Annotated in this window: 23 protein-coding genes; 7 read left to right on the plus strand and 16 right to left on the minus strand. The window is 60.2% G+C overall.

Annotated features, from left to right (window positions below; translation table 11 throughout):
- Window positions 1-28: 28 nt before the first annotated feature.
- The 9 genes from JTJ32_RS23050 to JTJ32_RS23090 all read right to left on the minus strand — a co-directional run bounded on the left by JTJ32_RS23050 (window position 29) and on the right by JTJ32_RS23090 (window position 7,563).
- The gene (locus JTJ32_RS23050) at window positions 29-2,431 is read right to left on the minus strand and encodes a TonB-dependent receptor plug domain-containing protein (RefSeq protein ID WP_210043408.1); all 2,403 of its coding nucleotides are present in this window, start codon (window positions 2,429-2,431) and stop codon (window positions 29-31) included.
- Between the two features lie 280 nt (window positions 2,432-2,711).
- Complete coding sequence (locus JTJ32_RS23055; RefSeq protein WP_099226583.1) at window positions 2,712-3,113, minus strand: ExbD/TolR family protein; 402 nt, start codon at window positions 3,111-3,113, stop codon at window positions 2,712-2,714.
- 1 nt (window position 3,114) lies between these two features.
- Window positions 3,115-3,837 carry a MotA/TolQ/ExbB proton channel family protein gene (locus JTJ32_RS23060; protein ID WP_099226582.1) on the minus strand — a complete coding sequence of 241 codons (723 nt, stop codon included), beginning with the start codon at window positions 3,835-3,837 and terminating at the stop codon, window positions 3,115-3,117.
- Window positions 3,838-3,921: 84 nt separating this feature from the next.
- Window positions 3,922-4,725: an energy transducer TonB gene (locus JTJ32_RS23065; protein WP_210043410.1), complete on the minus strand. Its 804-nt coding sequence runs from the start codon at window positions 4,723-4,725 to the stop codon at window positions 3,922-3,924.
- Window positions 4,726-4,987: 262 nt separating this feature from the next.
- Window positions 4,988-5,170, minus strand: a complete 183-nt coding sequence (locus JTJ32_RS23070) for a DUF2188 domain-containing protein (protein ID WP_210043412.1) — start codon at window positions 5,168-5,170, stop codon at window positions 4,988-4,990.
- Between the two features lie 90 nt (window positions 5,171-5,260).
- Window positions 5,261-5,755 (minus strand): copper chaperone PCu(A)C, encoded by a 495-nt coding sequence (locus JTJ32_RS23075; protein WP_210043414.1) that lies wholly within the window; start codon window positions 5,753-5,755, stop codon window positions 5,261-5,263.
- A complete protein-coding gene (locus tag JTJ32_RS23080; RefSeq protein WP_004886461.1) occupies window positions 5,749-6,354 on the minus strand; it encodes an SCO family protein in 606 nt (201 codons plus the stop codon). The genes JTJ32_RS23075 and JTJ32_RS23080 overlap by 7 nt, the downstream gene beginning before the upstream one ends.
- A gap of 122 nt (window positions 6,355-6,476) precedes the next feature.
- Window positions 6,477-6,845: a DUF2946 domain-containing protein gene (locus JTJ32_RS23085; protein WP_184323031.1), complete on the minus strand. Its 369-nt coding sequence runs from the start codon at window positions 6,843-6,845 to the stop codon at window positions 6,477-6,479.
- A gap of 163 nt (window positions 6,846-7,008) precedes the next feature.
- Window positions 7,009-7,563 (minus strand): TetR/AcrR family transcriptional regulator, encoded by a 555-nt coding sequence (locus JTJ32_RS23090; protein ID WP_180274244.1) that lies wholly within the window; start codon window positions 7,561-7,563, stop codon window positions 7,009-7,011.
- A gap of 179 nt (window positions 7,564-7,742) precedes the next feature.
- On the opposite strand from JTJ32_RS23090, the gene JTJ32_RS23095 reads away from it, so the two are divergent.
- Both JTJ32_RS23095 and JTJ32_RS23100 read left to right on the plus strand, forming a co-directional pair.
- Complete coding sequence (locus JTJ32_RS23095) at window positions 7,743-8,903, plus strand: efflux RND transporter periplasmic adaptor subunit (RefSeq protein ID WP_210043415.1); 1,161 nt, start codon at window positions 7,743-7,745, stop codon at window positions 8,901-8,903.
- Between the two features lie 33 nt (window positions 8,904-8,936).
- Entirely contained in the window at window positions 8,937-12,065 is a 3,129-nt protein-coding gene (locus tag JTJ32_RS23100) for a multidrug efflux RND transporter permease subunit (RefSeq protein ID WP_210043416.1), read from the plus strand.
- On the opposite strand, the gene JTJ32_RS23105 is transcribed toward JTJ32_RS23100, so the two are convergent.
- Entirely contained in the window at window positions 12,062-13,648 is a 1,587-nt protein-coding gene (locus JTJ32_RS23105) for a sensor domain-containing diguanylate cyclase (RefSeq protein ID WP_210043417.1), read from the minus strand. The two genes, JTJ32_RS23100 and JTJ32_RS23105, sit on opposite strands and share 4 nt — an antisense overlap.
- A gap of 300 nt (window positions 13,649-13,948) precedes the next feature.
- Entirely contained in the window at window positions 13,949-15,055 is a 1,107-nt protein-coding gene (sfnG, locus tag JTJ32_RS23110; protein WP_210043418.1) for a dimethylsulfone monooxygenase SfnG, read from the minus strand.
- A 268-nt stretch (window positions 15,056-15,323) separates the two neighbouring features.
- Between sfnG and JTJ32_RS23115 the strand changes: the two genes are divergently transcribed.
- The 4 genes from JTJ32_RS23115 to JTJ32_RS23130 all read left to right on the plus strand — a co-directional run bounded on the left by JTJ32_RS23115 (window position 15,324) and on the right by JTJ32_RS23130 (window position 18,069).
- Entirely contained in the window at window positions 15,324-15,764 is a 441-nt protein-coding gene (locus tag JTJ32_RS23115) for a YqaA family protein (protein WP_210043419.1), read from the plus strand.
- A 156-nt stretch (window positions 15,765-15,920) separates the two neighbouring features.
- Complete coding sequence (locus tag JTJ32_RS23120) at window positions 15,921-16,256, plus strand: hypothetical protein (RefSeq protein ID WP_099226571.1); 336 nt, start codon at window positions 15,921-15,923, stop codon at window positions 16,254-16,256.
- A 192-nt stretch (window positions 16,257-16,448) separates the two neighbouring features.
- Window positions 16,449-16,952 (plus strand): flavin reductase family protein, encoded by a 504-nt coding sequence (locus JTJ32_RS23125; RefSeq protein WP_210043420.1) that lies wholly within the window; start codon window positions 16,449-16,451, stop codon window positions 16,950-16,952.
- A gap of 79 nt (window positions 16,953-17,031) precedes the next feature.
- Window positions 17,032-18,069, plus strand: coding sequence for an LLM class flavin-dependent oxidoreductase (locus JTJ32_RS23130; protein WP_210043421.1), 1,038 nt, complete (start codon window positions 17,032-17,034; stop codon window positions 18,067-18,069).
- Between the two features lie 275 nt (window positions 18,070-18,344).
- On the opposite strand, the gene JTJ32_RS23135 is transcribed toward JTJ32_RS23130, so the two are convergent.
- The 5 genes from JTJ32_RS23135 to glnT all read right to left on the minus strand — a co-directional run bounded on the left by JTJ32_RS23135 (window position 18,345) and on the right by glnT (window position 24,342).
- A complete protein-coding gene (locus JTJ32_RS23135) occupies window positions 18,345-19,670 on the minus strand; it encodes an ammonium transporter (protein ID WP_210043423.1) in 1,326 nt (441 codons plus the stop codon).
- 310 nt (window positions 19,671-19,980) lie between these two features.
- Window positions 19,981-21,318 carry an FMN-binding glutamate synthase family protein gene (locus JTJ32_RS23140; protein WP_029241146.1) on the minus strand — a complete coding sequence of 446 codons (1,338 nt, stop codon included), beginning with the start codon at window positions 21,316-21,318 and terminating at the stop codon, window positions 19,981-19,983.
- A gap of 15 nt (window positions 21,319-21,333) precedes the next feature.
- The gene (locus JTJ32_RS23145; protein ID WP_210043425.1) at window positions 21,334-22,017 is read right to left on the minus strand and encodes a GltB/FmdC/FwdC-like GXGXG domain-containing protein; all 684 of its coding nucleotides are present in this window, start codon (window positions 22,015-22,017) and stop codon (window positions 21,334-21,336) included.
- Window positions 22,018-22,028: 11 nt separating this feature from the next.
- Entirely contained in the window at window positions 22,029-22,934 is a 906-nt protein-coding gene (locus JTJ32_RS23150) for a class II glutamine amidotransferase (RefSeq protein WP_210043426.1), read from the minus strand.
- Window positions 22,935-23,007: 73 nt separating this feature from the next.
- Window positions 23,008-24,342, minus strand: coding sequence for a type III glutamate--ammonia ligase (gene glnT, locus JTJ32_RS23155; RefSeq protein ID WP_210043427.1), 1,335 nt, complete (start codon window positions 24,340-24,342; stop codon window positions 23,008-23,010).
- Between the two features lie 289 nt (window positions 24,343-24,631).
- Here glnT and JTJ32_RS23160 point away from each other — a divergent pair, with 289 nt between their 5' ends.
- Window positions 24,632-25,237 carry a helix-turn-helix domain-containing protein gene (locus JTJ32_RS23160; protein WP_210043428.1) on the plus strand — a complete coding sequence of 202 codons (606 nt, stop codon included), beginning with the start codon at window positions 24,632-24,634 and terminating at the stop codon, window positions 25,235-25,237.
- Window positions 25,238-25,393 lie beyond the last annotated feature (156 nt).

Genomic DNA, 25,393 nt, shown 5'->3' on the forward strand with positions numbered 1-25,393 from the left:
CGCCTGAATCCGTGCCGTGCGCCCTCCGCTACCAGTTGTACGTCACCTTCCCGTAATAAAACGCCCCGCTGTAGCCGTAAGGCGAATAGGTGCTGTACGCCAGATTGCCGCCGCTGGACGCGAAGTCGTTGAGCTTTTCCGGGTACTTGTCTGTCACGTTGTCCCCTCCCAGGGTGAACACCCAATTCCTGTGCGTGTAATCAACGGCGAGGTCCAGAAGCCAGGCTGCGCTGAAGGTCTGATCGTTGGCCTTGTCGGCCTGATAGCTGGTGAATTCCCCGTAGCGAACCAGATTGGAGTGCAGTGACCAAGGCCCGAACGTGAGGTCGTTGCCCAGGCTCAGCTTGTGCTGCGGCGTGGTATCGCCCAACAGGCCGATGCGTTCGCGGCGGTCCACTCGCACCAGATTCACGCCCAGTTGATCGAGTATCGCCGGGTTGGCTTTTACATCGGTGACTTTGGTGTGGTTGTAGTTGTAGCCCACAGTGCTGTTCCAGCGCACACCGTTATCGAACGGATAACGGTAGTTGGCCACCAGATCGACGCCGTCGGTGCTGGTGTCAGTAGCGTTGGTGAAATAGCGGGCACTGGTGTAATTGATATCGCCCACGCCATTGCCGCGCAGATAGTTGATCGCGGTGTTGTTGAGCACCAGATTGGACGACAACGAGATCCGGTCGCGAATGTCGATGCGATACACATCGGCTGTGACGGTCAGGTTGTCCAGAGGCTCCAGCACCAGTCCCAGGCTGTAATTGCGGGACTTTTCGGCCTTCAAGTCTTCAGCGCCAAGCAACTGCGCCACGTTGCTGCCTGCCGGGAACGTCCCGGCTTCCTGAATGGTGTTGCCGATCAACTGCGATGAGGTAAAGGTGAAGTTCTGTTGCGCCAGCGACGGCGCACGGAAACCGGTGGACACACTGCCGCGCAAGGCGACCTGCGGGGTGAAATCATAGCGCGCCGACACCGAGCCGCTGATGTTGGAGCCGAAGTCGCTGTAATCCTCGTGACGCACCGCCGCCGACACGCCGAGCTTCTCGGTCAGGTTGGTTTCCACATCCAGGTACTGCGCGAAGTTGTGGCGTGAAGAACTGCCTGCATCGGCCGCACGGAATCCACCCAGCCCGGAACTGCCGGTCTGGAAGTATGATTCGGCCTGCCCGGCCTCAATCTGATAACCCTGATGCAGGTATTCGGCACCGAACGCTACCGACACCGGATACGGCAGCCAGGCTGCGTTGAATTCCCGCGACAGGTCCAGGCTCAGCTGCTTCTGATCATTGGTCAGCGTGCCGTTGTCGAACGAGCGCGGCGTGGCCAGACCTAGCGACGTATTGATGGTCCGGGTGCGAATTTCGTAGCTGTTCTTGCCGTAGTTGACCGACAGGTCGTAATGCCAGTCATCCGCCAGTTCGCCGCGCAAACCCGCGACCAGCGAAGTGTCTTCCAGCGTGCCGTGAATCAGCGGCAGGTAACCATTGGGAAAAATGGCCGGGTTGTTGTTCGACGCGTTGCCGGGTCGATAAAACGCAGCGGTTTCGCCCCGCCGCTTGCTGTAGCCACCGAAGCTGTAGAACTCCAACGCGTCACTGAAACTGTATTCGGTGTTGAACTGGACCTTGCCCTCTTCGGTTTCGGGTTCGCCCTGGCGAAACACACGCTGGCCGTAAGTCGTCGATCCGATGCTGGACGCCCGCAGGTCGTCACCGGCCCGATTGGTGTAATCGTTGTTGGCACCCTCGCCGGACAGATTGAAAAAGCCGTTGCTGCCCAGCGCAAACCCGGTATTGCCTGCAACCTGGCGCTGAATGCCGTCGCCTTTCTTGTACTGACCGTAACGCGTCGAGACCGAGCCGCCATGATCGGCGTTCTTGAGGATGATGTTGATCACCCCGGCAATGGCATCCGAGCCATAACGGGCCGAGGCGCCGTCACGCAGCACTTCGACATGGTCGATGGCAGACAGCGGAATGGCGTTCAGATCCGCAGGAGCGGAGCCTCGCCCTACCGCGCCCCCCAGATTGACGAAGGCCGAGGTGTGGCGGCGCTTGCCGTTGACCAGCACCAGCACCTGATCCGGCGAAAGACCGCGCAATTGCGCAGGACGCGCCAGCTCGGCACCGTCCACCAGACTGGGACGCGGAAAGTTGATGGACGGGATGAGCCGCGCCAGCACCGTGCCCAGCTCACTTGAGCCGGAACTGCGCAGGCTGTCGCCGGAAATCACATCGATGGGCGACAATGATCCGCTGGCAGTACGTTCCTGTGCGCGGGTGCCGGTGACAATGACAGTGCCCAGGGTCGAGGTTTGCGCCTGTGCGTTGTCCTCAACAGCCTCTTCAGCTGTTGCGACCGTGCTGACACCTGCAGCGCCCAGCAGATTTGCCGAGAAAATCGCCGTAGCCAGCACTTTTCGTTTGAAACTCCCCATACCGCAGCCCCTTGAATTCCCTGATCCAGAACATCGTGTTCTGGTGACAACGAGCGATCCGTGCGGTGGACGGTGGCGATCATGACGGTTGTATTTGATGTTCCGGTGGACCGATGCTTTATAGCTTAACGCCATTAAAGACCATGTTTTAAATACTAATAACGCATAAGCTACTGCCTTTTCGTCAAACCGAAAAACACCCGATGACACATAAAAAAGAGGCCGCATCTGCCTTGGAATGCGGCCTCGAAAGGTGACTGGTTCTGAATGCTGACAACGCCTATCTGGCAGTGATCACCGACAGCTTGGTAATCCCGGCGCGCTCGATGGACGCCATGGCGCGTGCCACTTCGCCATAGTTCACGCCGTCATCGGCCTGCAACTGCACGCGCACGTCCGGTGCCTTATCCTTGGCAGCCTTGAGGTTGGTTTCCAGCAGGTCCGGCTGGATTTCGTCCTTGTTGATGAACAGTTTGCCCTGCCCGTCGATACTCACCACCAACGGGTCTTTCTGCTCCACTGGTGCTACGGATTCGGTCTTGGGCAGGTTGATCGGAATCGAGTTGGTCAAAAGCGGCGCGGTGACGATGAACACCACCAGCAACACCAGCATCACATCCACCAGCGGCGTGACGTTGATCTCGCTCAGCACTTCATCGCTGTCCTGGGTGGAAAAGGCCATATCAGGACGCCTCCTTCACTTTTTGCCCGGCACTGTTTGCACCTGACTTGAGTACAGGATGCAGCAGCACCCGGAAGGCACTCTTCTGCGCCAGGCTGTAGAAGTCGTGGGCAAAGTCGTCGAGATCGGCAACCGTGAGCTTCAGGCGGCGCAGGTAGTAGTTGTAAACGAGTACCGCAGGTACGGCGACCGCGATACCAACACCTGTCGCCACCAGCGCAGCACCGATGGGACCCGCCACGGTTTCAAGACTTGCAGAGCCCGCGGCGCTGATGCCCTTGAGCGCCGACATGATGCCCCAGACCGTACCGAACAGGCCGATAAAGGGCGAAGTGCTGCCGATACTGGCGACAATCGCCAGGCCGCTTTCCAGAGACCGACGCTCGCGCACGATCTGCTGACGCAACGAACGCTCAAGTCGATCCTGATGATTGATGGACTGGCTCAGGTCGTGGGGTTGCGAACCTTCGCTGACCTGAATGGCCGCGTAACCGGCCAGTGCAACGCGGGCGGCAGCACCCGGCTTTTCGTGGGCCAGTTGAGCGGCGGCATCCAGGCTTGAAGCGGCCCAGAACTGCTTGTGAAACTTGCGATCCTGAGCCTTGAGGCGCGAGAACTGCACACCCTTGAGCAGGGCCAGGCCCCACGTGGCGACCGAAAAGATCACCAGCAGCCAGATGACGGCGTGTTCAATGGATTCAAACGGCGAAGCAAGTAGATTCATGGCACAGCTCTCTCTGAACAAGGCATGGGGTGTCGCGATGCGCCTTTTGTCAGGTAGCCCGCAAGGTCAGTCGAATGCGTGGGTTTAGTTGATCTTGAAGTCGATGGGCACGCTGACCCAGCCATCCTGGGCAACATCGCCCTGCTTGGCGGGCACGAAGCTCCAGCGTTTCACAGCGGCCAGTGCGGCATCGTCAAGCGACTCGCGACCGCTGCTTTTCTGAATCTGAATCTCGCCGGGTTTGCCGCTGGCCAGCACGTGTATGCGCAGCATCACTGTGCCTTCCCAGCCGCGCCGCATGGCCAGCGAGGGGTATTCCGGTGCCGGATTGCGTAAATACCCGGCGCTGGCCGAAGCCGGGGTAACAGGCTTTGGCGCGGGCGGTGCGGGAGGTGCAGGTGCCGCGACTGGCGGTGCGGGCACAGTTGGCGCAGGCCTCGGTTCAATAGGTTTCGCGACCGGTTTGGGCGGTGCCGGCTTTGGTTTGGGCAGGGGTTTGGGTGGCGGCGGCTTGACGGCCAGCTCATCCTCGAACGGAGGCGGCGGTTCTATCGCCGGCTGTACAACAGGCTCCGGTGGGGGCGGTGCTTCCACGGGCGGCGCGGGTCTTGAAAATTCGATGGTCATCGGCGGAATTTCCGGTGGCACCACCGGCAACACCGGGGCCGGTTTCTGGCTCAGCCAATAGATCACCGCGCCATGCAACACGAGCGCAAACACGCCCAGCAGGATGGCTTCACGACGTCCGAGAACAGGTGTGGGGATGCTGTGCAGTCGTGACGAAGACAAGGGCCCACGAAAAGGACGCCCCAGATCGACCAGGTCGCCACTCGGCGTCTGGTGCCGTGGCACATCAAGTGCGCTCGCGGCGGTCTGGACATTGCCCATTGATACACTCCCTGCATTTTTTGATAAAAATCCAGGTTCTGTTGGTATCAGTCACCTTTCCAAAGTTGATGTGGCAAGGCAATCATGGCTTAAAGAAGCTTGTTCCTGAAAAGAATATTTGGTTCGCTGGTTATTCTTTTAAGAGATATAAATTTTTGGCGGGAATCGACATACGGTCGGCGGGAGGCGGCGATGGCGTCCGGCAAGCCGCCTCCCGCAATTTGCGTTCACTTCGAAGCGTTCAGACCGAAGGCTGTCGGCATCAAGCCGGACGCGACCTGCCCCAGTCACGAACCGGCAGGGAAACCGCGTAGGCCATGGCTTCCTGTCGCGTGTTGAATGAGGCAAGGCGGTCTTTCGGTGTACAGACGGTCCAGGGACCGCGATTGACGCTGATCAGTTGATAGCCGTTGATCTGGGTCTTTGAAAGCATGGGAACACTCATATTCACCTCCAGTAGCAAGAGAAATATCGTGATGCCCCGCCTACCTTACTCCAGAGCGACCTGCCTGTGCGGGCCGCTCGGCCGACAGACTCAATGACCGCTGTGATCGCCATGACCGCTGTGTCCATCAGCCGTCAACGACCTGGCCACGGCTGTCACCTTGACGGACTCCTTCACACCCTTGGCGTTTTCCACGGTCAGGATCAACGGAACCTGATCGCCCTCTTTGACCTGCGCCAGCAGCCCCATGAACATCACGTGATAGCCGTCGGCATCAAACGCAACCGTCTTGCCGGCAGGCAGGTCCACGGACGCCACCTGCCCCATGTTCATCACATCGTTTTTCATGCTCATCTGATGGATCTGGACGGTTTTGGCAACAGGCGAAGCGACGTCGACCAGCTTGCTGTCCTCGCTTGCGGTGATCTGCATGAACGCACCCGTTGCAGACTGGCCCGGCACAGTGGCGCGCACCCAGGCATCATCGATCCGGGTCTCGGCAAACGCCTGAGCGCTCAGGCCCAGCAGCGAGACAGCCAGCAGCATCGGTTTTACGGCATTACGAATCAGCGTATTCATCAACATACTTCCATCAAAGTGAGCAGGTCTTCGGCGCATTGTTGAGCAGACAGCTTGTGCGACAGGCCCAGACGCAGGACGCCACGGGTGTCATAGACGTAGCTGGTGGCGGTGTGAGAGATCGTGTAGGTATCGCCAAGCGGGACCTTTTCGAAGAACACACCGAACTCCTTGGCGGTAGCAGCGGTTTCTTCAAGTGTTCCCGACAGGGCGACGAAGGTTGGATCGAACGCTTTTACGTAGGCATCGATGACTTCGGGTGTGTCGCGCTCCGGATCCAGCGTGATGAACACCACTTGAAAAGTCTTGCCGTCCTCGCCCATCAGCTTTCTGATCTGAGCGGCACGGGCAAGCGCTGTCGGGCAGATGGCCGGACACTGGGTGAAACCGAAGAAGACCATCGGCATCAGGCCGCGGAAGCTCGACAGCGTCTTGACCTCGCCCTTCGGGTCCTTGAGCCGGAAGTTACGACCGACGATTTCATTGCTCATGTCCTTGCCATGTTTGAACGGCAAGGCATTGGAATTGCCGCAACCGGCCAGCAGGCCGAGGCTGAGCAGCGAGAGGCCGGAGACGACCTCGCGGCGGGTGAAATTCTGCGTCATGTATTACGTCCCTTGAAGGATAAGGCGCGACCACTGATATGAATCCAGCTGTCGCTCCCGTAAACCGGCAGGCTCAACAGCGTTGATGCCTTGCCACAAACGATGAGCATAGGCACGCAGGCTCAAGGCGCCTGCGGCAGGCATCCGGGAGACGAATGGCGAGGGGCTTGATGTAACAGGCCTTGAGGCAGGCGCCGCCTGACATTCAGCGTGCGCGCCAGCCAGCCCAGGCCGATGAAGAACAGCAGCGCAACGGTCAGCTTGCCTGCAAAGGCGCAATCGAACGCGGCCAGTTGCATGACAAGGGCATGGCTGCCCTTGTCCATCGAAGGCGAAACAGCGCCGGTATCACCGCAGATATCGTCCGCCGAAATCGACGAAATGGCCGACAGCATCTGCCCATGGCCGAATCCGCACGCAACGCCATTGAACAGGACGAAGCCGTACAGCATCCAGGCAATAAGCGAGCGGTGGGTTCGGACGAAATTCATGGCGGCGAATTTAACACTCAAGGGTGCTGGCGAACACCGCGAATGCTGTTACAAAAAACGTGCTGATGGCCGAGCCGCGCTGCTGCGGGCTGCGCCGCGGGTGCGACAAAACGGCACAGGCAGCCATTGCGCTGTTCGACCTCAGAGCCACCGGCATGATCGATCAGCCAACATGGACACCCTGCATGAACAATTGAGTCAACATCGCCCCCATCCCGGCCCGCGCCACTCGCCCACGCCGCTCGGCATCGACCAGACCGAACAATAACGAAGCGAAGGTTTCCGTGAGCACCGCAGCGCTCATGTCGATCCTGAAGAGCCCTTCTCGCTGGCCACGCAGAAAGAATGCATCCAGCGCGTCGGAATACGGCAACCAGCGACGCCCGCCGCAGCTTTCGTCCATGGTGTCCGGGCGCCATTGAAAGACCAGAAATACCAGCATTTCACGATGAATGAGGTGGTTATCGACCAGACGCTGCAGGGCTTCGACAGGAGGCGCGTGCTCCAGGTCAGCCTCGGCGATCATCTGATTCATCAGGTCCGAGGCATGATTGAGCAGCATTTCAATCAGGTTGGCGCGGGTGCCGCAGAACCGGTTGAGCGTGGCCTTGCTCACACCGGCAGCCTGGGCGATGTCCTTGAAGGTGCCGGCGGGATGGTCGACCAGCGCAACGGCAAGAGCCTTCAAAAGCTTTTCATCAGCAGCGGTAAAGTCCATTGGGTGCTTTTTTACCTCGTCGGGTGGAATGCGGCGCATTGTGCAGAAGCCAGCCTGTTTTCACAAAAGCCATTAACATTTGGTCACGAAAGTATCATGTGAGTCAATATTGACTCATATGACTACTAGCGTAGATCATTCGCGGCTTTAGCGTCTGATGGGCCATGCCCGGGTGAGATATGAGTACATTGCGCGACTGGCGTACGTTGTCGATGGTTACGCTGCTGTCTGCGGCGGTTCTCGCCGGTTGCGAGCAGAAGTCCCAGCCGGACCAGAGTGCTGCTGGGGCTCCCCGACAGGTCGAGTCGGTGGCAGTGAAAACCGAATCTCTCACGGTCATCAACGAGCTGCCCGGCCGCGTCGAGCCGGTCCGCGTCGCCCAGGTGCGTGCCCGCGTTGCCGGTATTGTGCTGACCCGCAACTTCGAAGAAGGAGCCGATGTAAAGGCTGGCGCCGTGCTGTTCCAGATCGACCCGGCTCCGTTCAAGGCCGCCCTGTCCAAAGCGCAAGGCGATCTGGCCAGAACCGAAGCCACGCTGTTCGAAGCCCGTGCCACGGTCAAACGTTATGAGTCGCTGGTGGAAATCGAGGCTGTCAGCCGCCAGACCTTCGACACCGCCCGCGCCACACTGCAGAACGCTGTCGCCGCCAGACGATCGGCTCAGGCTGACGTGGAAACAGCACAGTTGAACCTGGGTTTTGCGACGGTCAGGGCACCGATTTCGGGACGCATTGGCCGGGCTCTGGTCACCGAAGGCGCACTGGTCGGCCAGGCGGAAACCACGCTGATGGCGACCATCCAGCAACTGGAACCAGTGTTCGTCGACTTCACCCAGCCTGTAGCCGATGCACTGCACATGCGCGCTGCGATCCAGGAAGGTCGCCTGCCCAAGGGAGGAGAAGGTGCGCTGTCGCTGAGCATTGACGGTACCGATTACACCAGTACCGGCACGCTGCTGTTTACCGACGTCGAAGTGGATCGCACCACCGGGCAAGTGCTGTTGCGGGCCCGTTTCGCCAACCCTCAAGGCGTGCTGCTTCCCGGCATGTATGTACGTGTGCGCACACCACAAAGCATCAATGACCACGCCATTCTCGTGCCGCAGCGCGCAGTTCAGCGTTCCGGCGACGGCACTGCACGTGTGCTGGTGATCGGTCAGGACGGCGCAGTCGAGGCCCGTCCTGTGAAGACAGGTGCGATGCAGGACTCGCGCTGGCAGATCACCGAAGGCCTGAAGGCCGATGAGCAAGTGATTGTCGGCAACATGACCGGCATCAACCCGGGTGACAAGGTCGTCCCCAAATCGCAACCCGCCCAACAGCAGGCCAAGGCTCAGTAAAGCCGCCTTCAGCGCGATCGAGGATCACCTTCCATGTCCCTGTTCTTTATCCGGCGACCCAATTTTGCCTGGGTACTCGCCCTGTTCATCCTGCTGGCGGGGCTGATGGCCCTGCCAGCCTTGCCTGTAGCGCAATACCCCGTGGTCGCGCCGCCGCAGATCACCATCACAGCCACCTACCCCGGTGCGTCGGCGAAGGTGCTGGTCGATTCGGTCACCAGCGTGATTGAGGACGAGCTCAACGGCGCCAAGGGCATGCTGTATTACGAGTCGACCAGCAACTCCACCGGCTCGGCCGAAATCAACGTGACCTTCAATCCGGGCACCAACCCGGACATGGCCCAGGTCGAAGTCCAGAACCGGATCAAGAAAGCCGAAGCCCGTCTGCCGCAGCCTGTGCTCAGTCAGGGTCTGCAGGTCGAGCAGGCCAGTTCCGGGTTCCTGATGATCTTTGCCCTCAGCTACACCGGTGATACCGCCAACAAGGACACGGTGGTACTGGCCGATTATGCGGCGCGCAACGTCAACAATGAGATCAGTCGAGTAAACGGTGTCGGCCGACTGCAATTCTTCGCCGCCGAAGCGGCCATGCGCGTGTGGATCGACCCGCAGAAACTGGTGGGCTTCGGTCTGTCGATTGACGACGTCAACGCCGCGATTCGCGCCCAGAACGTTCAGGTGCCTGCCGGCAGTTTCGGCAGCACTCCGGGCTCATCCCTGCAGGAACTGACCGCGACCCTAGCGGTGAAAGGCACGCTGGATAACCCTGACGAGTTCGGGCGCATCGTGCTGCGCGCCAATCAGGACGGTTCCACTGTCCACCTGGCAGACGTCGCCCGGCTGGAAGTGGGCAGTCAGGATTACAATTTTGAATCAAGACTGAATGGCAAACGCGCCGTGGCCGGAGCCATTCAACTGTCGCCCGGCGCCAACGCCATCCAGACGGTTAAGGCCGTCAAGCAGCGTCTCGACGAGCTGTCGGTCAACTTTCCGGAAGGCGTCGAGTACTCGATCCCTTACGACACCTCGCGCTTCGTGGACGTGGCCATCGACAAGGTGATCTACACCCTGATCGAAGCCATGGTGCTGGTGTTCCTGGTGATGTTCCTGTTTTTGCAGAACATCCGCTACACGCTGATTCCGACCATCGTGGTGCCGGTGTGTCTGGCCGGTACGCTGGCCATCATGTACCTGCTGGGCTTCTCGGTGAACATGATGACCATGTTCGGCATGGTACTGGCCATCGGCATTCTGGTGGACGACGCCATTGTGGTCGTCGAAAACGTCGAGCGGATCATGGCCGAAGAAGGCCTTTCACCGCCCGCCGCAACCGTCAAAGCCATGGGACAGGTGTCCGGTGCGATTCTGGGCATCACGCTGGTGCTGGCTGCGGTGTTCCTGCCACTGGCGTTCATGGGCGGTTCGGTCGGGGTCATCTACCAGCAGTTCTCGCTGTCGCTGGCTGTGTCGATTCTGTTTTCGGGTTTTTTGGCCCTGACCTTCACGCCAGCCCTGTGCGCCACGCTGCTCAAGCCAATCCCCGAAGGCCATACCGAGAAGCGCGGTTTCTTCGGCGGTTTCAACCGCCTGTTCGGCACACTCACCGACCGTTACGAACGGGTCAATTCCAGCCTGATCAAACGTGCAGGCCGTTACATGCTGCTGTACGTCGGCATCGTCGGGCTGCTGGGTTTCTTTTACCTGCGTCTGCCCGAATCATTCGTGCCGGTCGAAGACCAGGGTTACCTGATCATCGATGTGCAGTTGCCGCCCGGCGCGACGCGTTTGCGCACCGATGCCACTGCGAAACTATTGGAAGATTACATGCTGTCCAGGGAAACGACAGACGCCGTCACCATGCTGCTGGGCTTCAGTTTCTCCGGCATGGGCGAAAACGCGGGTCTGGCCTTCCCTACCCTGAAGGACTGGTCGGAACGCGGCGACGGGCAATCGGCCGCGGACGAAGCGGCGGCGTTCAACCAGCACTTTGCCGGTCTCAGCGACGGCACGGTCATGGCGGTCACGCCACCGCCCATTGAAGGGCTCGGCACATCAGGCGGTTTCGCCCTTCGCCTGCAGGATCGCGCAGGACTGGGCCGTGAAGCGCTGCTGGCAGCCCGCGACGAGCTGCTGGGAAAGGCCAATGGCAATCCGAAAATTCTTTACGCCATGATGGAAGGTCTCGCAGAAGCACCGCAATTGCGCCTGAACATCGACCGTGAAAAAGCCCGGACAATGGGGGTCAGTTTCGAGTCGATCAGCAGCGCGCTGGCGACTGCGTTCGGCTCCTCGGTGATCAGTGACTTCGCCAACGCCGGTCGTCAGCAACGCGTGGTGGTCCAGGCCGAACAAGGCGCACGGATGACGCCTGAAAGCGTGCTTCAACTGTATGTGCCCAACAACAGCGGCACACTGGTTCCTCTTGGCGCATTCGTTTCGACGCGCTGGGAGGAAGGTCCGGTGCAGATCGCCCGTTACAACGGCTACCCGGCCTTCAAGATATCGGGCGATGCACCGCCGGGCGTCAGCACCGGCGAGGCAATGGCTGAAATCGAGCGCATCGTCTCGCAGTTGCCGCCAGGCATCGGTTATGAATGGACCGGCCTGTCCTATCAGGAGAAGATCGCCAGCGGTCAGGCGACCGGGCTGTTCGCCCTGGCGCTGCTGGTGGTGTTTCTGTTGCTGGTCGCGCTGTACGAAAGCTGGGCGATTCCGCTGGTGGTGATGCTGATCGTGCCCGTGGGTGCGCTGGGTGCAGTGCTGGCAGTGACGGCTGTGGGCCTGCCAAACGACGTGTATTTCAAGGTCGGCCTGATCACCATCATCGGTCTGGCGGCGAAGAACGCCATTCTGATCGTCGAGTTCGCCAAGGAGTTGTGGGAACAGGGCCACTCCTTGCGTGACGCTGCGATGGAAGCCGCACGCCTGCGCTTCCGGCCGATTGTCATGACCTCATTGGCGTTCATTCTGGGTGTCGTGCCGCTGACCCTGGCCACCGGGGCAGGCGCTGCAAGTCAACGGGCCATCGGCACCGGGGTGATCGGCGGCATGCTCAGTGCGACCCTGCTGGGCGTGGTGCTGGTGCCGATCTTCTTCGTATGGGTGCTGTCGGTGCTGCGCCGCAAGCCTCATCAACAGACCGTCGACAGCACTCAGGACTAGGCATCGGGTGACTGAGGCACGAGCGCGCCATCATCCGCAGGGTGATGGCCCTGGGTCCAGGCGGGAACCGTATCGGTGACGATCCCGGACGCCACGCAGACCCGGTTGCGGCCCTGGGATTTGGCGGCATACAGCGCCCGGTCGGCCATCTGGATAAGCCCGCGCGGATCCATGTGCCGATCGGTACCGACAAACGTCGCCACGCCCAGGCTGACGGTGACGATTTCGAACGGGCTTTCCGGGTGTTCGATACGCTGCTCCTGCAGCTTGCGCAGGATCGCTTCGGCCACCTTACAGGCGTTGGCCTCATCGGTACTGGGTAACACCACAGCAATTTCCTCACCGCCATACCGCGCTGCGATGTCACCGGGTCGGCGAATGCACTGCTCGACCAATCGGCTGATGGCGACCAGACATTCATCCCCGGCCAGATGGCCGAAATGGTCGTTGTAGCGTTTGAAATGGTCGGCGTCGATCAGGATCAGTGACAGCAGACCGCGCTCGCGGCGGGCACGCTTGAATTCGACATCGATGAACTGATCGAAACGACGACGATTGGCCAGTCCGGTCAGTTTGTCCTCGGAGGCAATCAGCTCAAGATTCTGGTTAAGTTCGATCAGCGCGGCCTGGGACACCCGCAGTTGCTCCTCGACGCGGATGCGGCGGTGAATATGCGCGATCAGACGCACCCCGAGGCCGACCACCAGGACCAGCAGCACCAGAACCAACAGCAACGACTGTTTGGCCTGCACCAGCCAGGCATGCATGGCTTCCTGCTGGCCCAAAGCAACCACCGTCACCAGCGGGTAAACATCGCTGCGCTGGAACGCATAAAAGCGCGGAACGCCGTCGAGCCGTGAGACGAAATCGACAGAGCCGGACCTCTTGTCAGGAAAGAGGCTGAAAATGGGCGTGGAGGACAGATCACGACCGATGTCGCCCTCCCGATAGGGAAACCTGACGTGCAGTTGCCCTTTCGACGTCGTCAGGCTGATGATGCCGGACTCCCCGACCTGAATGTTGGAATAGAACTTCAGCAGGTGGTCGATACCAATGGTCACCACGATCAGCCCCGCGAAGCCACCGTCCGGGTGATTGATCCGCCGACTTACCGAGATGACCCACTGGCCGTTGGCGCGGCTGCGGATGGTAGGCCCGATGAAAGACGCACGTCCGGCGTTTTCAGCATGGTGCCTGTAGAACTCGCGATTCGTGCTGTTGATACCGACGGCATTGCCGTTGGTGGAAAAGGTGCAGATCCCTTCCGCGTTGTACAGCGAAACACTGCTGATCTGGGGCAAGGCCCCCATCTGCCGAGCGATTATCCGGCGCAGGCGCTCGATCTGTTCAGGCCCTACACCGTCTTTTTCAACGCGTTCGGTCAGACCGAGAAGCATGACCTCGCTCTGCTTGAAAATACCGTCGGTGTAGGTACTCAGCGCGCTGGCCAGGTTTGCGCTGTTGGTCTCGATGTTTTCGAGGGTCTTCTGGCGTGCTGTCCAGGTCTGCCAGGCCATGAGCAATACAACACAGACACAGGTTGTACAGATCAGCCATGAGGCGAGTCTGAGATCGCGTTTCAAAACCTGCCTCCGCGGCAAATGAGAGCTCGCGCAACCGACCCGCACGAAATCTGAGTATCAGTGTCCGGACACGCCAATAGTCATTTATCGGCATCAATGGGCGTGAGCTTCAGCACCCGCTGTCGGTTCTGGCGATTGAGTCACCTGGAATCGCAGATCAAACAGGGCTCAACATACGCGAAGGGCTGCAGATTGGATCACTGCCGAGGATTTATTTTTGAAGGGCCGTGAGCACTGCGGCTCACGGCATTAAGGCGGGATGGTTGCGCATAGGTTCGCAGAGATGCAGGGATGTTGAGATCAGGCGATGGCGGCAGTCTGCACAGGAGCGCGAACAGCTTCGGCTTCCAGTGCTCTTACCAGCGGCAGGACGTGCTCACCGAAATAGGCGACCTCTTCCTGAAAGTGCAGGAACGCGGACAGCACCAGATCCACACCCACCGCCTTGAGCTGTACGATGCGCTCGGCGATTTGCTTCGGCGTGCCGATCAGGTTGGTCTTGAACCCATCGTTGTACTGCACCAGATCCTGAAAAGTGGACTTCGCCCAGTTGCCTTCACCCTCGGGACTCGCCTTGCCCGCCTGTTTCGCTGCGTCACCGAAGGCATTGACCGCTTCCGGGTCTGCCTTGTCGACGATTTCGGCCAGCACGGCACGTGCTTCTTCTTCGGTGTCGCGAGCGATGATGAAGGCGTTGACACCGATTTTCACGGAATGCCCGTTGGCAGCTGCCTTGGCACGAATATCGTCGACCTGAGCCTTGATGCCTTCCACGGTGTTGCCGTTGGTGAAATACCAGTCTGACACGCGGGCCGCCATGTCCCTTGCCGCTCGGGAACTGCCGCCCTGAAAGATTTCCGGGTGCGGACGCTGGACAGGCTTGGGTTTGAGGGTGTAGTCGTGGAAACGGTAGAAGTCGCCCTTGAAGGTGAAATTGTCGGTGGTCCAGATGCCCTTGAGCGCGCGGATGAACTCTTCCGAACGGCGATAGCGCTCATCGTGCTCAAGCCAGGGCTCGCCGATGGCAGTGAATTCGCCCTTGAACCAGCCGCTGACAATGTTGACTGCCACCCGCCCGGCCGTGAGCTGATCGATGGTCGCCAATTGCTTGGCCGCCACGGAAGGCGTCCACGGTCCCGGCAGAATCGCGGCGATGACCTTGAGTTTTTCTGTGGCAGCCAGCAGCGCATGGCTGAACGCGACCGACTCATGCTGATACTCGGCACCATAACCGGCGGTGAAACGAATCTGGGTCAGGGCATATTCAAACCCGGACTTCTCGGCGATCTGCGCCAACTTCCGGTTGTAGTCGATGGTCCAGCTGGTGCGCTGCTCAATCCTGCTCACCACAAGGCCGCCGCTGACGTTCGGCACCCAGTACGCAAACTTGATAGGGGTCTGACTCATATCGTTACTCCTCAGGCTTCAGGGTCCCGGCCACAAGAATCGAGCGGGCTTGACGGCAAGCAACAGAGCAGCAACCGTGCCACCGCAAGATATTCAATAAGATCAAAAGGTTGGAAAGCCCGATTGAAAACCCTGGCTGTCGGCAGACTTGCAAGGTGTTGGGCCGGTGTTGCTCAGGCAACAGTAGGTCGCCTTGTCGGAGGACTTGACCTGCCACACAATGCGCCCGCGTCATTTGCGACGATTCGCACGCACAAGGCTGCCTTTGATGTTCGAACTCTCAAGCTATTTCGGTCTGTTCATGGCAGCACTGGGTGCGGCGACGCTACTGCCCATGCAGTCGGAAACCGTGCTGGCTGGCATGCTGCTCAGCCAGGCCTACCCGGCCGCGGTGCTGCTTCTGGTGGCCACGGCAGGCAATGTGCTGGGCTCAGTCCTGAACTGGCTGCTGGGCCGTTCCATCATCCGCCTGCGCCACAATCGCTGGTTTCCAGCCAGCGAGGCGCAACTGGAAAAAGCCCAGCGCTTCTATCTCACGTACGGCTATTGGTCGCTGCTGCTGAGCTGGGTCCCACTCATCGGCGATCCGCTGACCGTGATCGCGGGCGTTCTGCGCGAACCGCTGTGGCGCTTCGTGCTGATCGTCACCTTAGCCAAAGGCGCGCGTTACCTGATGGTGGCGGCGCTGGTGACTCATGCAATTGGCTGAGTCCTGTCTTTAAGAACCACAGACGGCACGGAAATTGGCCACTCGTCGGCGACGGGATCCAAACCCGACGGAAGGCATGGCCACTGGCTATCCAGCACGTCTGACTCGGCGTACTTTTGGATCCAATGAAGTTCTAATTCATCCGCAGGAGCACCGATGAAATTTCATGCACTGTTTCTGGCCCTCATGATCCCCGCCGTTTCGGCACATGCTGAAGCAAAACCTATTTCGGTCCCCATTGACCCTGCCGCGCAGCATGCACTCGTGGTCAAGACCGGCACGATGACGCATCGCGTCGTGGTGACCAAGCGCGAAAGCCTGCTTGGCGTGATCTATTCCAAGCGCGTTTATAACTGCGACAATCACACGGTCAATCTGGTCGGCACGGGTGAGACACTTGAAATCATGGAAAGCGCTCATGCGGTCAGTGGCATGGGACCGGTGATTCGCGACTCCACCGCCCAGTACATTCAGGCCGAAGCCTGCAGTTAAGCGCTGCCTGCGCTGCCCTTTTCCCAACGCGACCACTTCCTATTACCGATCAGGCACCGCAGCGCTTTCTACAAGCGCTGCGCGGCTGCCTGTGCGCGCGATCGTCAAAAAACACTTGCACCCAAAGTATTACGGTATACCATCAGACAGACAAAAATATGATCCTGTCGGCACACCGTGCAGAGGTAGCAAATGATCGACGCAACTGACTACAAGAACGTCATGGGCTCCTTTCCGTCGGGTGTCACCGTCATCACCACACTCAATGACGAAGGCGAAGTCGTCGGCCTGACCGCCAGCGCATTCAGTTCCTTGTCGATGGACCCGCCGCTGGTACTGTTCTGCCCCAATTACAGCTCCGACTCCTACGCCACGCTGATCAAAAGCAGACGTTTCGCCATTCACCTGCTTTCCGGCAGCCAGCAGGAAGAAGCCTATGCATTCGCCCGCAAAGGCAAGCTGAAAGCCGAAGGCATCGAGTGGACGTTGAGCGAACTGGGTAACCCGCTGCTGAACAACGCCACAGCGATCATCGAGTGCGAACTGTGGCGCGAGTGCGAACTGTGGCGCGAGTACGAAGGTGGCGATCACGCCATCATGGTCGGCGAAATCAAGAACCTGATTCAGCCGCAACAGCCTGTCGACCCGATGGTGTATTGCCGGGGCAAGATGAGCACCTTGCCTGCGCTGGCCTGAGTGATTTCACTCTTCCCAACCATTTGATAATACGGGTGCCGGCCAAGCAGGCGCCCCCGCTCTGATCGAGGTAAGTGTCATGAAATTTTCGCTGTTCGTGCACATGGAACGCTGGGACGAATCCGTCAGCCACCGCCAGCTCTTCGAAGACCTGACCGAACTGACGCTGATGGCCGAAAAAGGCGGTTTCAGCACGGTCTGGATCGGCGAACACCATGCGATGGAGTACACCATTTCCCCGAGCCCCATGCCATTGCTGGCGTATCTGGCGGCCAGAACCGAGACCATCCATCTCGGCGCAGGCACCATCATCGCGCCGTTCTGGCACCCGCTGCGGGTCGCGGGTGAATGCGCGTTGCTGGATGTCATCAGTAACGGGCGCATGGAAGTCGGCCTGGCGCGTGGCGCGTACCAGGTCGAGTTCGACCGCATGGCAGGAGGCATGCCCGCGTCCGAAGGCGGCAAGGCACTGCGCGAGATGGTTCCGGTGGTGCGTGCACTGTGGCAAGGCGACTACGCCCACGACGGCGACCTCTGGAAATTCCCTACCTCGACCTGTGTGCCCAAGCCCATCAATACGCCGCCGATGTGGATTGCCGCGCGCGATCCGGACTCGCACAATTTTGCGGTGGCGAACGGCTGCAACGTGATGGTTACGCCCTTGATGAAAGGTGACGAGGAAGTCGTCGACCTGAAGAACAAGTTCGAAGCCGCGCTGGCCAACAACCCCGGCGTGCCGCGTCCGCAACTGATGGTGCTGCGCCACACCCATGTCCATGCGACGGATGATCCGGAAGGCTGGAAGGTCGGTGCCAGAGCGATCTCGAAGTTCTATCGCACGTTCGACGCCTGGTTCGGCAACAAGCAGACGCCAGTCAATGGTTTTCTGGCGCCGAGTCCTGAAGAGAAGTTCGCCGAGCGTCCGGAATTCAGCCTCGACAGCCTGCACAGGACGGCAATGATCGGCACGCCGGAAGAGATCATTCCGCGCATCAAGTACTATCAGGAACTGGGTGTCGACGAGTTCAGCTTCTGGTGCGACAACAGCCTGCCGCACACCGAAAAGAAAAAGTCGCTGGCGCTGTTCATCCAGCACGTGGTGCCCGCGTTTCAGTAAAGTCTCGCTGGCACAGCGCTGTCTCGCAGCAGACACCGGACTGTCGAAGAAGCACTGCATCTGCTTCTGTCCGGAGGGCGTGGGAGCCCTCGGACGTTACGACGGCAGCGATGGGCTGCGCGGCAGCCCTTGGATGCATCCGATACCCCCCTTGTGGAGATCTGTTGCCGGTTCCCGACAGATCGCCGGCAAACCGCCTCCCGCAGGCGGTTGCTTGCTGCGCGACGGCGAAGGCGAACAAGTGGTGGGGCCTCCACCAAAAAACGCACCCGACCTCAATGGTTATAGGCGCGCTCGTTATGCTCGGAAAGGTCCAGCCCCAGCTCTTCGACGGTCTCGTGGGCTCGCAGTCCGATAAGCACCTTGACCACCTTGAGAATCACCCAGCTCACCGCAAAGCAATAAACCGTGGTGAACAGCACCCCCTTGATCTGCGCAACGACCTGCGCGCCCATGGTCACATCCGGCACCAGACCGCCCATTGACGGCACGCAAAACACACCGGTCAGTACAGCACCGATCATGCCGCCGATGCCGTGCAGGCCGAATACGTCGAGGCTGTCGTCGTAACCCAGGCGTTTCTTCAACACCGTTACGCTCAGGTAGCAGAAGACCCCGCACAGCACGCCGATTGCCAATGCGCCACCGACGCCGACATAGGCACACGCAGGCGTGATGCCTACAAGACCGGCCAATGCACCGCTGGCCAGCCCCAACGCGCTGGGTTTGCCGACCTTGAACCACTCGGTGAACATCCAGCCGAGAATTCCGGCGCAGGCACCCACTTGGGTGTTGAGCATGACGATCCCGGACGTGCCGCTCAGACCACCGCCCGAACCGATATTGAAACCGAACCAGCCGACCCAAAGCATGGCGGCACCGGCCATGGTCAGGCTCAGGTTATGGGCGGGCATCGGTGTGTTCTGATAGCCCTTGCGCTTGCCCAGCACCAGACAGGCCGCCAGTGCCGCGACGCCTGCGTTGATGTGCACGGCGGTGCCACCGGCAAAATCCAGCACGCCCCAGTTGTGCATCAATGCGCCCGCCCCGCCCCAGACCATGTGCGCAACCGGGGCATAAACAAAGGTGAACCACAGCGCCATGAACAGCAGCGCGGCCGAAAACTTCATGCGCTCGGCGAAGGCACCGGCAATCAGCGCCGGGGTGATGATGGCGAAGGTCATCTGGAAGGTTACGAACACCCCTTCCGGAATATCACCGACCAGACTGTCGGGCGTCATACCCGCGAGAAATGCGCGGCTCAGCCCGCCGACAAAACTGTTGAAGGTCACCTGCCCTTCAACCATGTTGCTGGTGTCGACGACCATGCTGTAGCCATAGATCACCCAGAGCACGCCCACCACACCCGCGATGCCGAAGCACTGGGTGAACAGCGACAGCATGTTCTTGGCGCGCACCAGCCCGCCGTAAAACAGCGCGAGCCCCGGAAGGCACATGAACAGCACCAGCACCGCCGCAGTGATCATCCAGGCGGTGCTGCCGGTGTTGAGCGCAGGGGGTTCTGCGGCCTGTACCAGCGGGGCGAAAATGCCGAGTGCCAGTGCGGCCAGAAGGGATTTGCCGAATAGACGATTGACCATGTTCAAAGCTCCCGCAAATGAATGGAAAAATCTCGGGCAGCGAACGAAGGGGTTTATCTGGAGCGACGGGCCTTTGTGGCCTCTTATGGTGACTCACCACTCGTTTGTCCCGCTGCGCGTTCGGTCTTGAATGCGCAGCGCGGCACAGATGTGAAGTCGAGCGTCATACCTTGCTGCAACCAACGTACTGGGGGAGACGGCTTGCCCGCGATGCGTTCTCTTGAGCGACCTGTCTGTGATTGAACTGACGCCATCGCCGGCAAGCCGCCTCCCAAGGGGGCGCATTCAGATGGACACGATCATTGGCCGGTCAATACCCGCTACCACCTCCAGGAATCCACGACGTCCCCGCCAGTGGCACGCGGGCCATCGCGGCGGACTCGACGGTCAGCGCCACGAGGTCTTCCGGATCCAGGTTATGCAGGTGCGACTTGCCGCAGGCGCGGGCCATGGTCTGTGCTTCCAGAACCAGCACGCGCAGGTAGTTGGCCAGGCGGCGACCGCCTTCCACCGGGTCGAGCCGTTTGGACAGCTCCGGGTCCTGCGTGGTGATGCCCGCCGGGTCACGACCGTTCTGCCAGTCATCGTAGAAACCTGCCGCCGAACCGATCTTCTTCAACTCTTCGTCCAGGCGCGGATGGTTGTCGCCCAGCGCGATCAGCGCGGCGGTGCCGATCGCCACGGCATCGGCACCCAGCGCCATGGCCTTGGCCACGTCCGCGCCGTTGCGAATGCCGCCGGACACGATCAACTGCACCTTGCGATGCATGCCCATCTCCTGCAACGCCTGAACCGCTTGCGGAATGGCGGGCAGAATCGGGATGCCGACGTGCTCGATGAACACCTCCTGAGTGGCTGCCGTACCGCCCTGCATGCCGTCCAGCACGATCACGTCAGCACCCGCCTTCACGGCCAGCTTGACGTCGTAGTAGGGGCGACTGGCCCCGATCTTCACGTAGATCGGTTTTTCCCAATCGGTGATTTCACGAATCTCGGCAATCTTGATCGCCAGATCGTCCGGGCCGGTCCAGTCGGGATGCCGACACGCCGACCGTTGATCGACCCCCACCGGCAAGGTGCGCATGCCTGCAACACGTTCGGTGACCTTCATACCCAGCAGCATGCCGCCACCGCCCGGCTTGGCACCCTGCCCCAGCACGATTTCGATGGCGTCGGCCTTGCGCAGGTCGTCCGGGTTCATGCCGTAGCGGGACGGCAGGTACTGATAGACCAGATGCTGCGACTGGCCGCGCTCTTCAGGCGTCATGCCGCCGTCACCCGTCGTGGTGCTGGTGCCTGCGATGGTTGCGCCACGGCCCAGTGCTTCCTTGGCGTTGGCCGACAACGCACCGAAGCTCATGCCCGCAATGGTCACCGGGATTTTCAGGTACAGCGGCTTCTTGGCGAAACGGTTGCCGAGCACCACGTCGGTACCGCATTTCTCGCGATAGCCTTCCAGCGGATAACGGGAGACGCTGGCCCCAAGCAGCAACAGGTCGTCGAAGTGCGGCAGTTTACGCTTGGTGCCACCGCCGCGAATGTCGTAGATGCCGGTTTCGGCGGCGCGCTGGATTTCCTGGATGGTCAGGCGGTCGAACGTGGCAGACTCGCGCAGAACCGGGGCTTTTGGAGTGGAGGAATCGCTCATGGTCTTGCTCCTGGATCAGTACGCGGAGGCGTTGTCGACTTTGAAGTTGTACAACTGACGGGCCGAGCCGTAGCGTTTGAAATCCGCGGCCTTCTCGTTGAAGCCTGCGCGGTTGAGCAGCTCCTGCAGTTCCTGCAGATGCTCTTCGCGCATCTCCTTGGCAATGCAGTCGGAGCCCAGCGACTCGACCGTGCCTTTGACGTAAATCCGGGTCTCATAGAGCGAATCGCCCAACGCGTCGCCCGCGTCGCCGCAAACCACAAGCCGTCCCGCCTGGCCCATGAAGCAGCTCATGTGGCCGATGCTGCCGCCGACCACAATGTCGATGCCCTTCATGGAAATTCCGCAACGGGCACCGGCGTCGCCCTCGATCACCAGCAACCCGCCGTGAGCAGTCGCGCCAGCAGCCTGAGAAGCGCTGCCTTTGACCCGGACCGCACCGGAAATCATGTTTTCTGCGCAGCCGACGCCGACGTTGCCATGCACGGTGATCGAGGCTTTCTGGTTCATGCCCGCGCAGTAGTAGCCCGCGTGACCCTGAATATCGATGGAGATGGCTTCGTTGACGCCCACCGCCAGGTTGTGAGCACCGTCGGGGTGAGTGACCACCCATTCGCGGTCTTCCAGTTGCCTGACCTGATCATGCAGGGCTTGATTGAGATCACGCACGGTGGCGTTGGACAGATCGATGGTTTTCATGTGCGTGCTCCTTAGGCCGACTCGCGTTCCCAGATGTACAAGGTGGCCGGGACAGGTTCCCAGACCCTGGCGTGCTCGATACCCGGCAGGCTGGACAGCGCCTGATATTCCGAGGCCATGGCGACGTAGTCATCCGTTTCGGCGAGGACGGCCGGCTTGCAGGCAATCGGGTCGCGAATCACCGCAAAACCGTTGCGCGTGCCAATGGCAAAAGTGAAGAAGCCGTCGAGGTCTTCCAGGGATTTGTCGAGGGCCTGCTTGAGGCTGTCGCCCTGCTGCAGACGCCAGGCCAGATAACCGGCGGCCACTTCGGTGTCGTTGTCGGTTTCGAAATGAATGCCTTCGCGGCGCAGGCTCTGGCGCAGGCGGAAGTGATTGGACAACGAGCCGTTGTGCACCAGACACAGATCGGCGCCGGTGGAGAACGGATGACTGCCTTCCAGGGTCACGGCGCTTTCGGTGGCCATGCGGGTGTGGCCGATTATGTGGCTGCCCTTCATGGAGCTCAGTCCGAAGCGTTGGGAAATCTCCCTCGGCAGGCCCATGCCCTTGAGTATTTCGATGCTTTGCCCGGCGCTCATGATGCGCACGGTCGGCGCGAGTTGCGCCAGCAAGGCGCGCACCGCTGCTTCTTCGGCCTTGACCTTGAGGACCACGGCGCTGGCGTTCTGAAACCAGTCCAGCGGCACGTTCAGCTTGCCTTCGATGGCGGCAATCAGCGTCTTGAAATCATACGCTTCAGTGGTCGCCTGCAACGTCAGCTTGATCCAGCCATCGGCCACCTCATCGCCGTAGATGGCGAACCCGGCGCTGTCGGGACCGCGATCGGTCATGGCTTCGAGCATCGGCTCGAACAACTGGCCGAGCTGTGACTCCAGCGCCGGATTTTTCAGGTATAGCCCTACGATTCCACACATGACTCAACTCCTGGGCAGAGACGCCCCGCCCTGCGGCAAGACGTCGAAAACGGTTGCTTGACGATCCGGCAAATCAGAAGAATTCGATGTAACGCTTGACTTCCCAATCGCTGACATGGCGGCTGTATTCCACCCACTCCATGCGCTTGAGGCGCACGAATTCGCCGACGATCTCGTTGCCCAGCACTTCGGCGAACAGCGGGTCGGCTTCCAGCGCATCGCAGGCTTCCTTGAGCGACTGCGGCAAGGTCTTGATGCCACGTGCTGCAATCTCTTCAAGGCTCAGCTTGTAGAGGTTCTCGTTGCAGACGTGGTCGATTTCCAGCTGGCGGTCGATCCCGTCCAGCCCTGCGGCGATGATCGCGGCACTGACCAGATACGGGTTGCAGCCGGCGTCAGGCAGGCGAAACTCCAGGCGGCCATAAGGCACCCGCACCATCGCCGAGCGGTTGTTGGCACCAAAGGCGATGAATGCCGGCGCCCAGGTCGCGCCCGACAACGAGTTGCCGACCACCAGACGCTTGTAGGAGTTGACCGTCGGCGCGGCAAACGCACACAGCGCCGGGCCATGCGCCAACAGGCCTGCGGCAAAGTGATAGGCCATCTTCGACAGGCCCATGCCACTGGGATCGCTGGCGTCGTGGAACAGGTTCTTGTTGCTGGCGCTGCCGATTGACAGGTGAAAATGCATGCCGTTGCCCGCCCGCCTGGGATCGGGCTTGGGCATGAACGAGCAGATCATGCCCATGTCGTTGGCAATCTCTCCTGCGGCCATGCGGAAGAAGGTGAAGCGATCGGCGGACTCCATCGCGTCGCTGTAGGTGTAATTGATTTCGAACTGGCCGTTGGCGTCTTCATGGTCGATCTGATAGATGTCGAATCCGACCGGCTGCAATGCTTCGGTCAGGCGTTCAAGAAACTCCCGGGATCGCGACAGGCCTTTGTAGTCGTAGCAAGGCTTGTCGAGGGTATCGCTGGCATCGACCATTTGCAGACTGCCTGCAGCATCACGCTTGAACAGGCTGAACTCGGGTTCAAGGCCGGTGTTGAGGGTCCAGCCGCGCTGGCTCAGGCGTTCGACCTGTTGCTGCAACACGAAACGGCTGTCGTAGGGCCAGGGTTTGCCGTCAACATGCCCGATGCACACCACCCGCCCATACCCCGGTTGCCACGGCACCGGCGTCAGCGACGACAAGTCACCCTTGGCCATGAAGTCGGGACCGTGCGGCTCCATGCCCATGCCACAGATGGCAAACCCGGCAAAACCGGCACCATCTTCCGCGACCATTTCCAGGCCCGAGATCGGCACGGATTTGGTCTTCGACGAGCCATGAATATCCACGAACTGAGCCAGCACGTATTTGATGCCGTGCTGTTCGATCAGACGCTGTGTTTCGGGTGGCAACATGAGACTTGTCTCCTGGCATGAGCAGAACGTTTCAGGTAAGAACCGCAGTTTCACCCTCCTTCGGCCTGTATTCCGATCAGGAAAGTTACTTTCCCAATAGGAATGCAAAGCGCTTGCCAGTTTGGTATGCCAAAAGTCGTATGCGCGAGGCAGGGGCATTCCTGCTGTTTATATGGGAAACTCGTTTTCTCTCCGGGAATAATCCGCCCCACAGGCAGACACGCCGCACATTCCCGGTGCGAAATTAAAATTAACGAGCGGAAACCGTGCACACCCGATGACAGACCAGATGAACACGCCGAACGAAACGCCGCCCAAGCTGAAGCTTGAGCAATACCTGGGCATCCAGATCAAACGCCAGCGTCAGGCGCAGGAGCTGAAACTGGCCGATGTGGCCCGCATCGCAGGCATCAGCCAAGGCATGCTGAGCAAGATCGAGAACGCTCAGGTTTCCACTAGCCTCGATAACCTGAGCCGCTTGTGCGACGTGCTGGGCATGCCCATGTCAAAGCTGTTCAGCCAATACGATCAACAGGGCAGCAGCGCACAGCTGGTCAAGGCTGATGAAGGTCTGGAAGTGGTCCGGCGTGGCACGGAGAAAGGCCATACCTATCACTTGCTCAATCACACACGAGGTCCGAAGAAGAGTTTCGAGGCGTACATGGTGACCATGGACGACGCCAGCGAAGAGTTCCCGACCTTCTCGCACCCCGGCACCGAGTTTCTGCATTTGCTGGAAGGCGAGCTGATCTACCGCCACGGCAATCAGCTGTACCCTATGCAGGCGGGTGACAGCCTGACGTTCGACGGCGACATTCCCCATGGGCCGGAGCAACTGGTGCAAGTGCCGATCAGGTTGTTGTCGATCATGAATTATGGAGCGCAGGGAGAGTAGATCGCGCCGTCAGACCCACTCGGGACGCAGTGCGTCCCGGCCGCATCCCCACGCGGAGCGATGGGCACAGTCAGTGGGCTGGCGATCGAAGATGATCGTTCCCACGCTCCAGGGTGGTAACGCCAGTCTTTAAACCGATGGTGGAGCGTTCCGACT

The organism is Pseudomonas alliivorans (genome assembly GCF_017826695.1).
Taxonomy (GTDB): Bacteria; Pseudomonadota; Gammaproteobacteria; order Pseudomonadales; family Pseudomonadaceae; genus Aquipseudomonas; species Aquipseudomonas alliivorans.

Coding starts and splice junctions, on each gene's coding strand:
- JTJ32_RS23050 (WP_210043408.1), bottom strand. CDS start 2,431: ATGGGGAGTTTCAAACGAAAAGTGCTGGCTACGGCGATTTTCTCGGCA.
- JTJ32_RS23055 (WP_099226583.1), bottom strand. CDS start 3,113: ATGGCCTTTTCCACCCAGGACAGCGATGAAGTGCTGAGCGAGATCAAC.
- JTJ32_RS23060 (WP_099226582.1), bottom strand. CDS start 3,837: ATGAATCTACTTGCTTCGCCGTTTGAATCCATTGAACACGCCGTCATC.
- JTJ32_RS23065 (WP_210043410.1), bottom strand. CDS start 4,725: ATGGGCAATGTCCAGACCGCCGCGAGCGCACTTGATGTGCCACGGCAC.
- JTJ32_RS23070 (WP_210043412.1), bottom strand. CDS start 5,170: ATGAGTGTTCCCATGCTTTCAAAGACCCAGATCAACGGCTATCAACTG.
- JTJ32_RS23075 (WP_210043414.1), bottom strand. CDS start 5,755: ATGTTGATGAATACGCTGATTCGTAATGCCGTAAAACCGATGCTGCTG.
- JTJ32_RS23080 (WP_004886461.1), bottom strand. CDS start 6,354: ATGACGCAGAATTTCACCCGCCGCGAGGTCGTCTCCGGCCTCTCGCTG.
- JTJ32_RS23085 (WP_184323031.1), bottom strand. CDS start 6,845: ATGAATTTCGTCCGAACCCACCGCTCGCTTATTGCCTGGATGCTGTAC.
- JTJ32_RS23090 (WP_180274244.1), bottom strand. CDS start 7,563: ATGGACTTTACCGCTGCTGATGAAAAGCTTTTGAAGGCTCTTGCCGTT.
- JTJ32_RS23095 (WP_210043415.1), top strand. CDS start 7,743: ATGAGTACATTGCGCGACTGGCGTACGTTGTCGATGGTTACGCTGCTG.
- JTJ32_RS23100 (WP_210043416.1), top strand. CDS start 8,937: ATGTCCCTGTTCTTTATCCGGCGACCCAATTTTGCCTGGGTACTCGCC.
- sfnG (WP_210043418.1), bottom strand. CDS start 15,055: ATGAGTCAGACCCCTATCAAGTTTGCGTACTGGGTGCCGAACGTCAGC.
- JTJ32_RS23115 (WP_210043419.1), top strand. CDS start 15,324: ATGTTCGAACTCTCAAGCTATTTCGGTCTGTTCATGGCAGCACTGGGT.
- JTJ32_RS23120 (WP_099226571.1), top strand. CDS start 15,921: ATGAAATTTCATGCACTGTTTCTGGCCCTCATGATCCCCGCCGTTTCG.
- JTJ32_RS23125 (WP_210043420.1), top strand. CDS start 16,449: ATGATCGACGCAACTGACTACAAGAACGTCATGGGCTCCTTTCCGTCG.
- JTJ32_RS23130 (WP_210043421.1), top strand. CDS start 17,032: ATGAAATTTTCGCTGTTCGTGCACATGGAACGCTGGGACGAATCCGTC.
- JTJ32_RS23135 (WP_210043423.1), bottom strand. CDS start 19,670: ATGGTCAATCGTCTATTCGGCAAATCCCTTCTGGCCGCACTGGCACTC.
- JTJ32_RS23140 (WP_029241146.1), bottom strand. CDS start 21,318: ATGAGCGATTCCTCCACTCCAAAAGCCCCGGTTCTGCGCGAGTCTGCC.
- JTJ32_RS23145 (WP_210043425.1), bottom strand. CDS start 22,017: ATGAAAACCATCGATCTGTCCAACGCCACCGTGCGTGATCTCAATCAA.
- JTJ32_RS23150 (WP_210043426.1), bottom strand. CDS start 22,934: ATGTGTGGAATCGTAGGGCTATACCTGAAAAATCCGGCGCTGGAGTCA.
- glnT (WP_210043427.1), bottom strand. CDS start 24,342: ATGTTGCCACCCGAAACACAGCGTCTGATCGAACAGCACGGCATCAAA.
- JTJ32_RS23160 (WP_210043428.1), top strand. CDS start 24,632: ATGAACACGCCGAACGAAACGCCGCCCAAGCTGAAGCTTGAGCAATAC.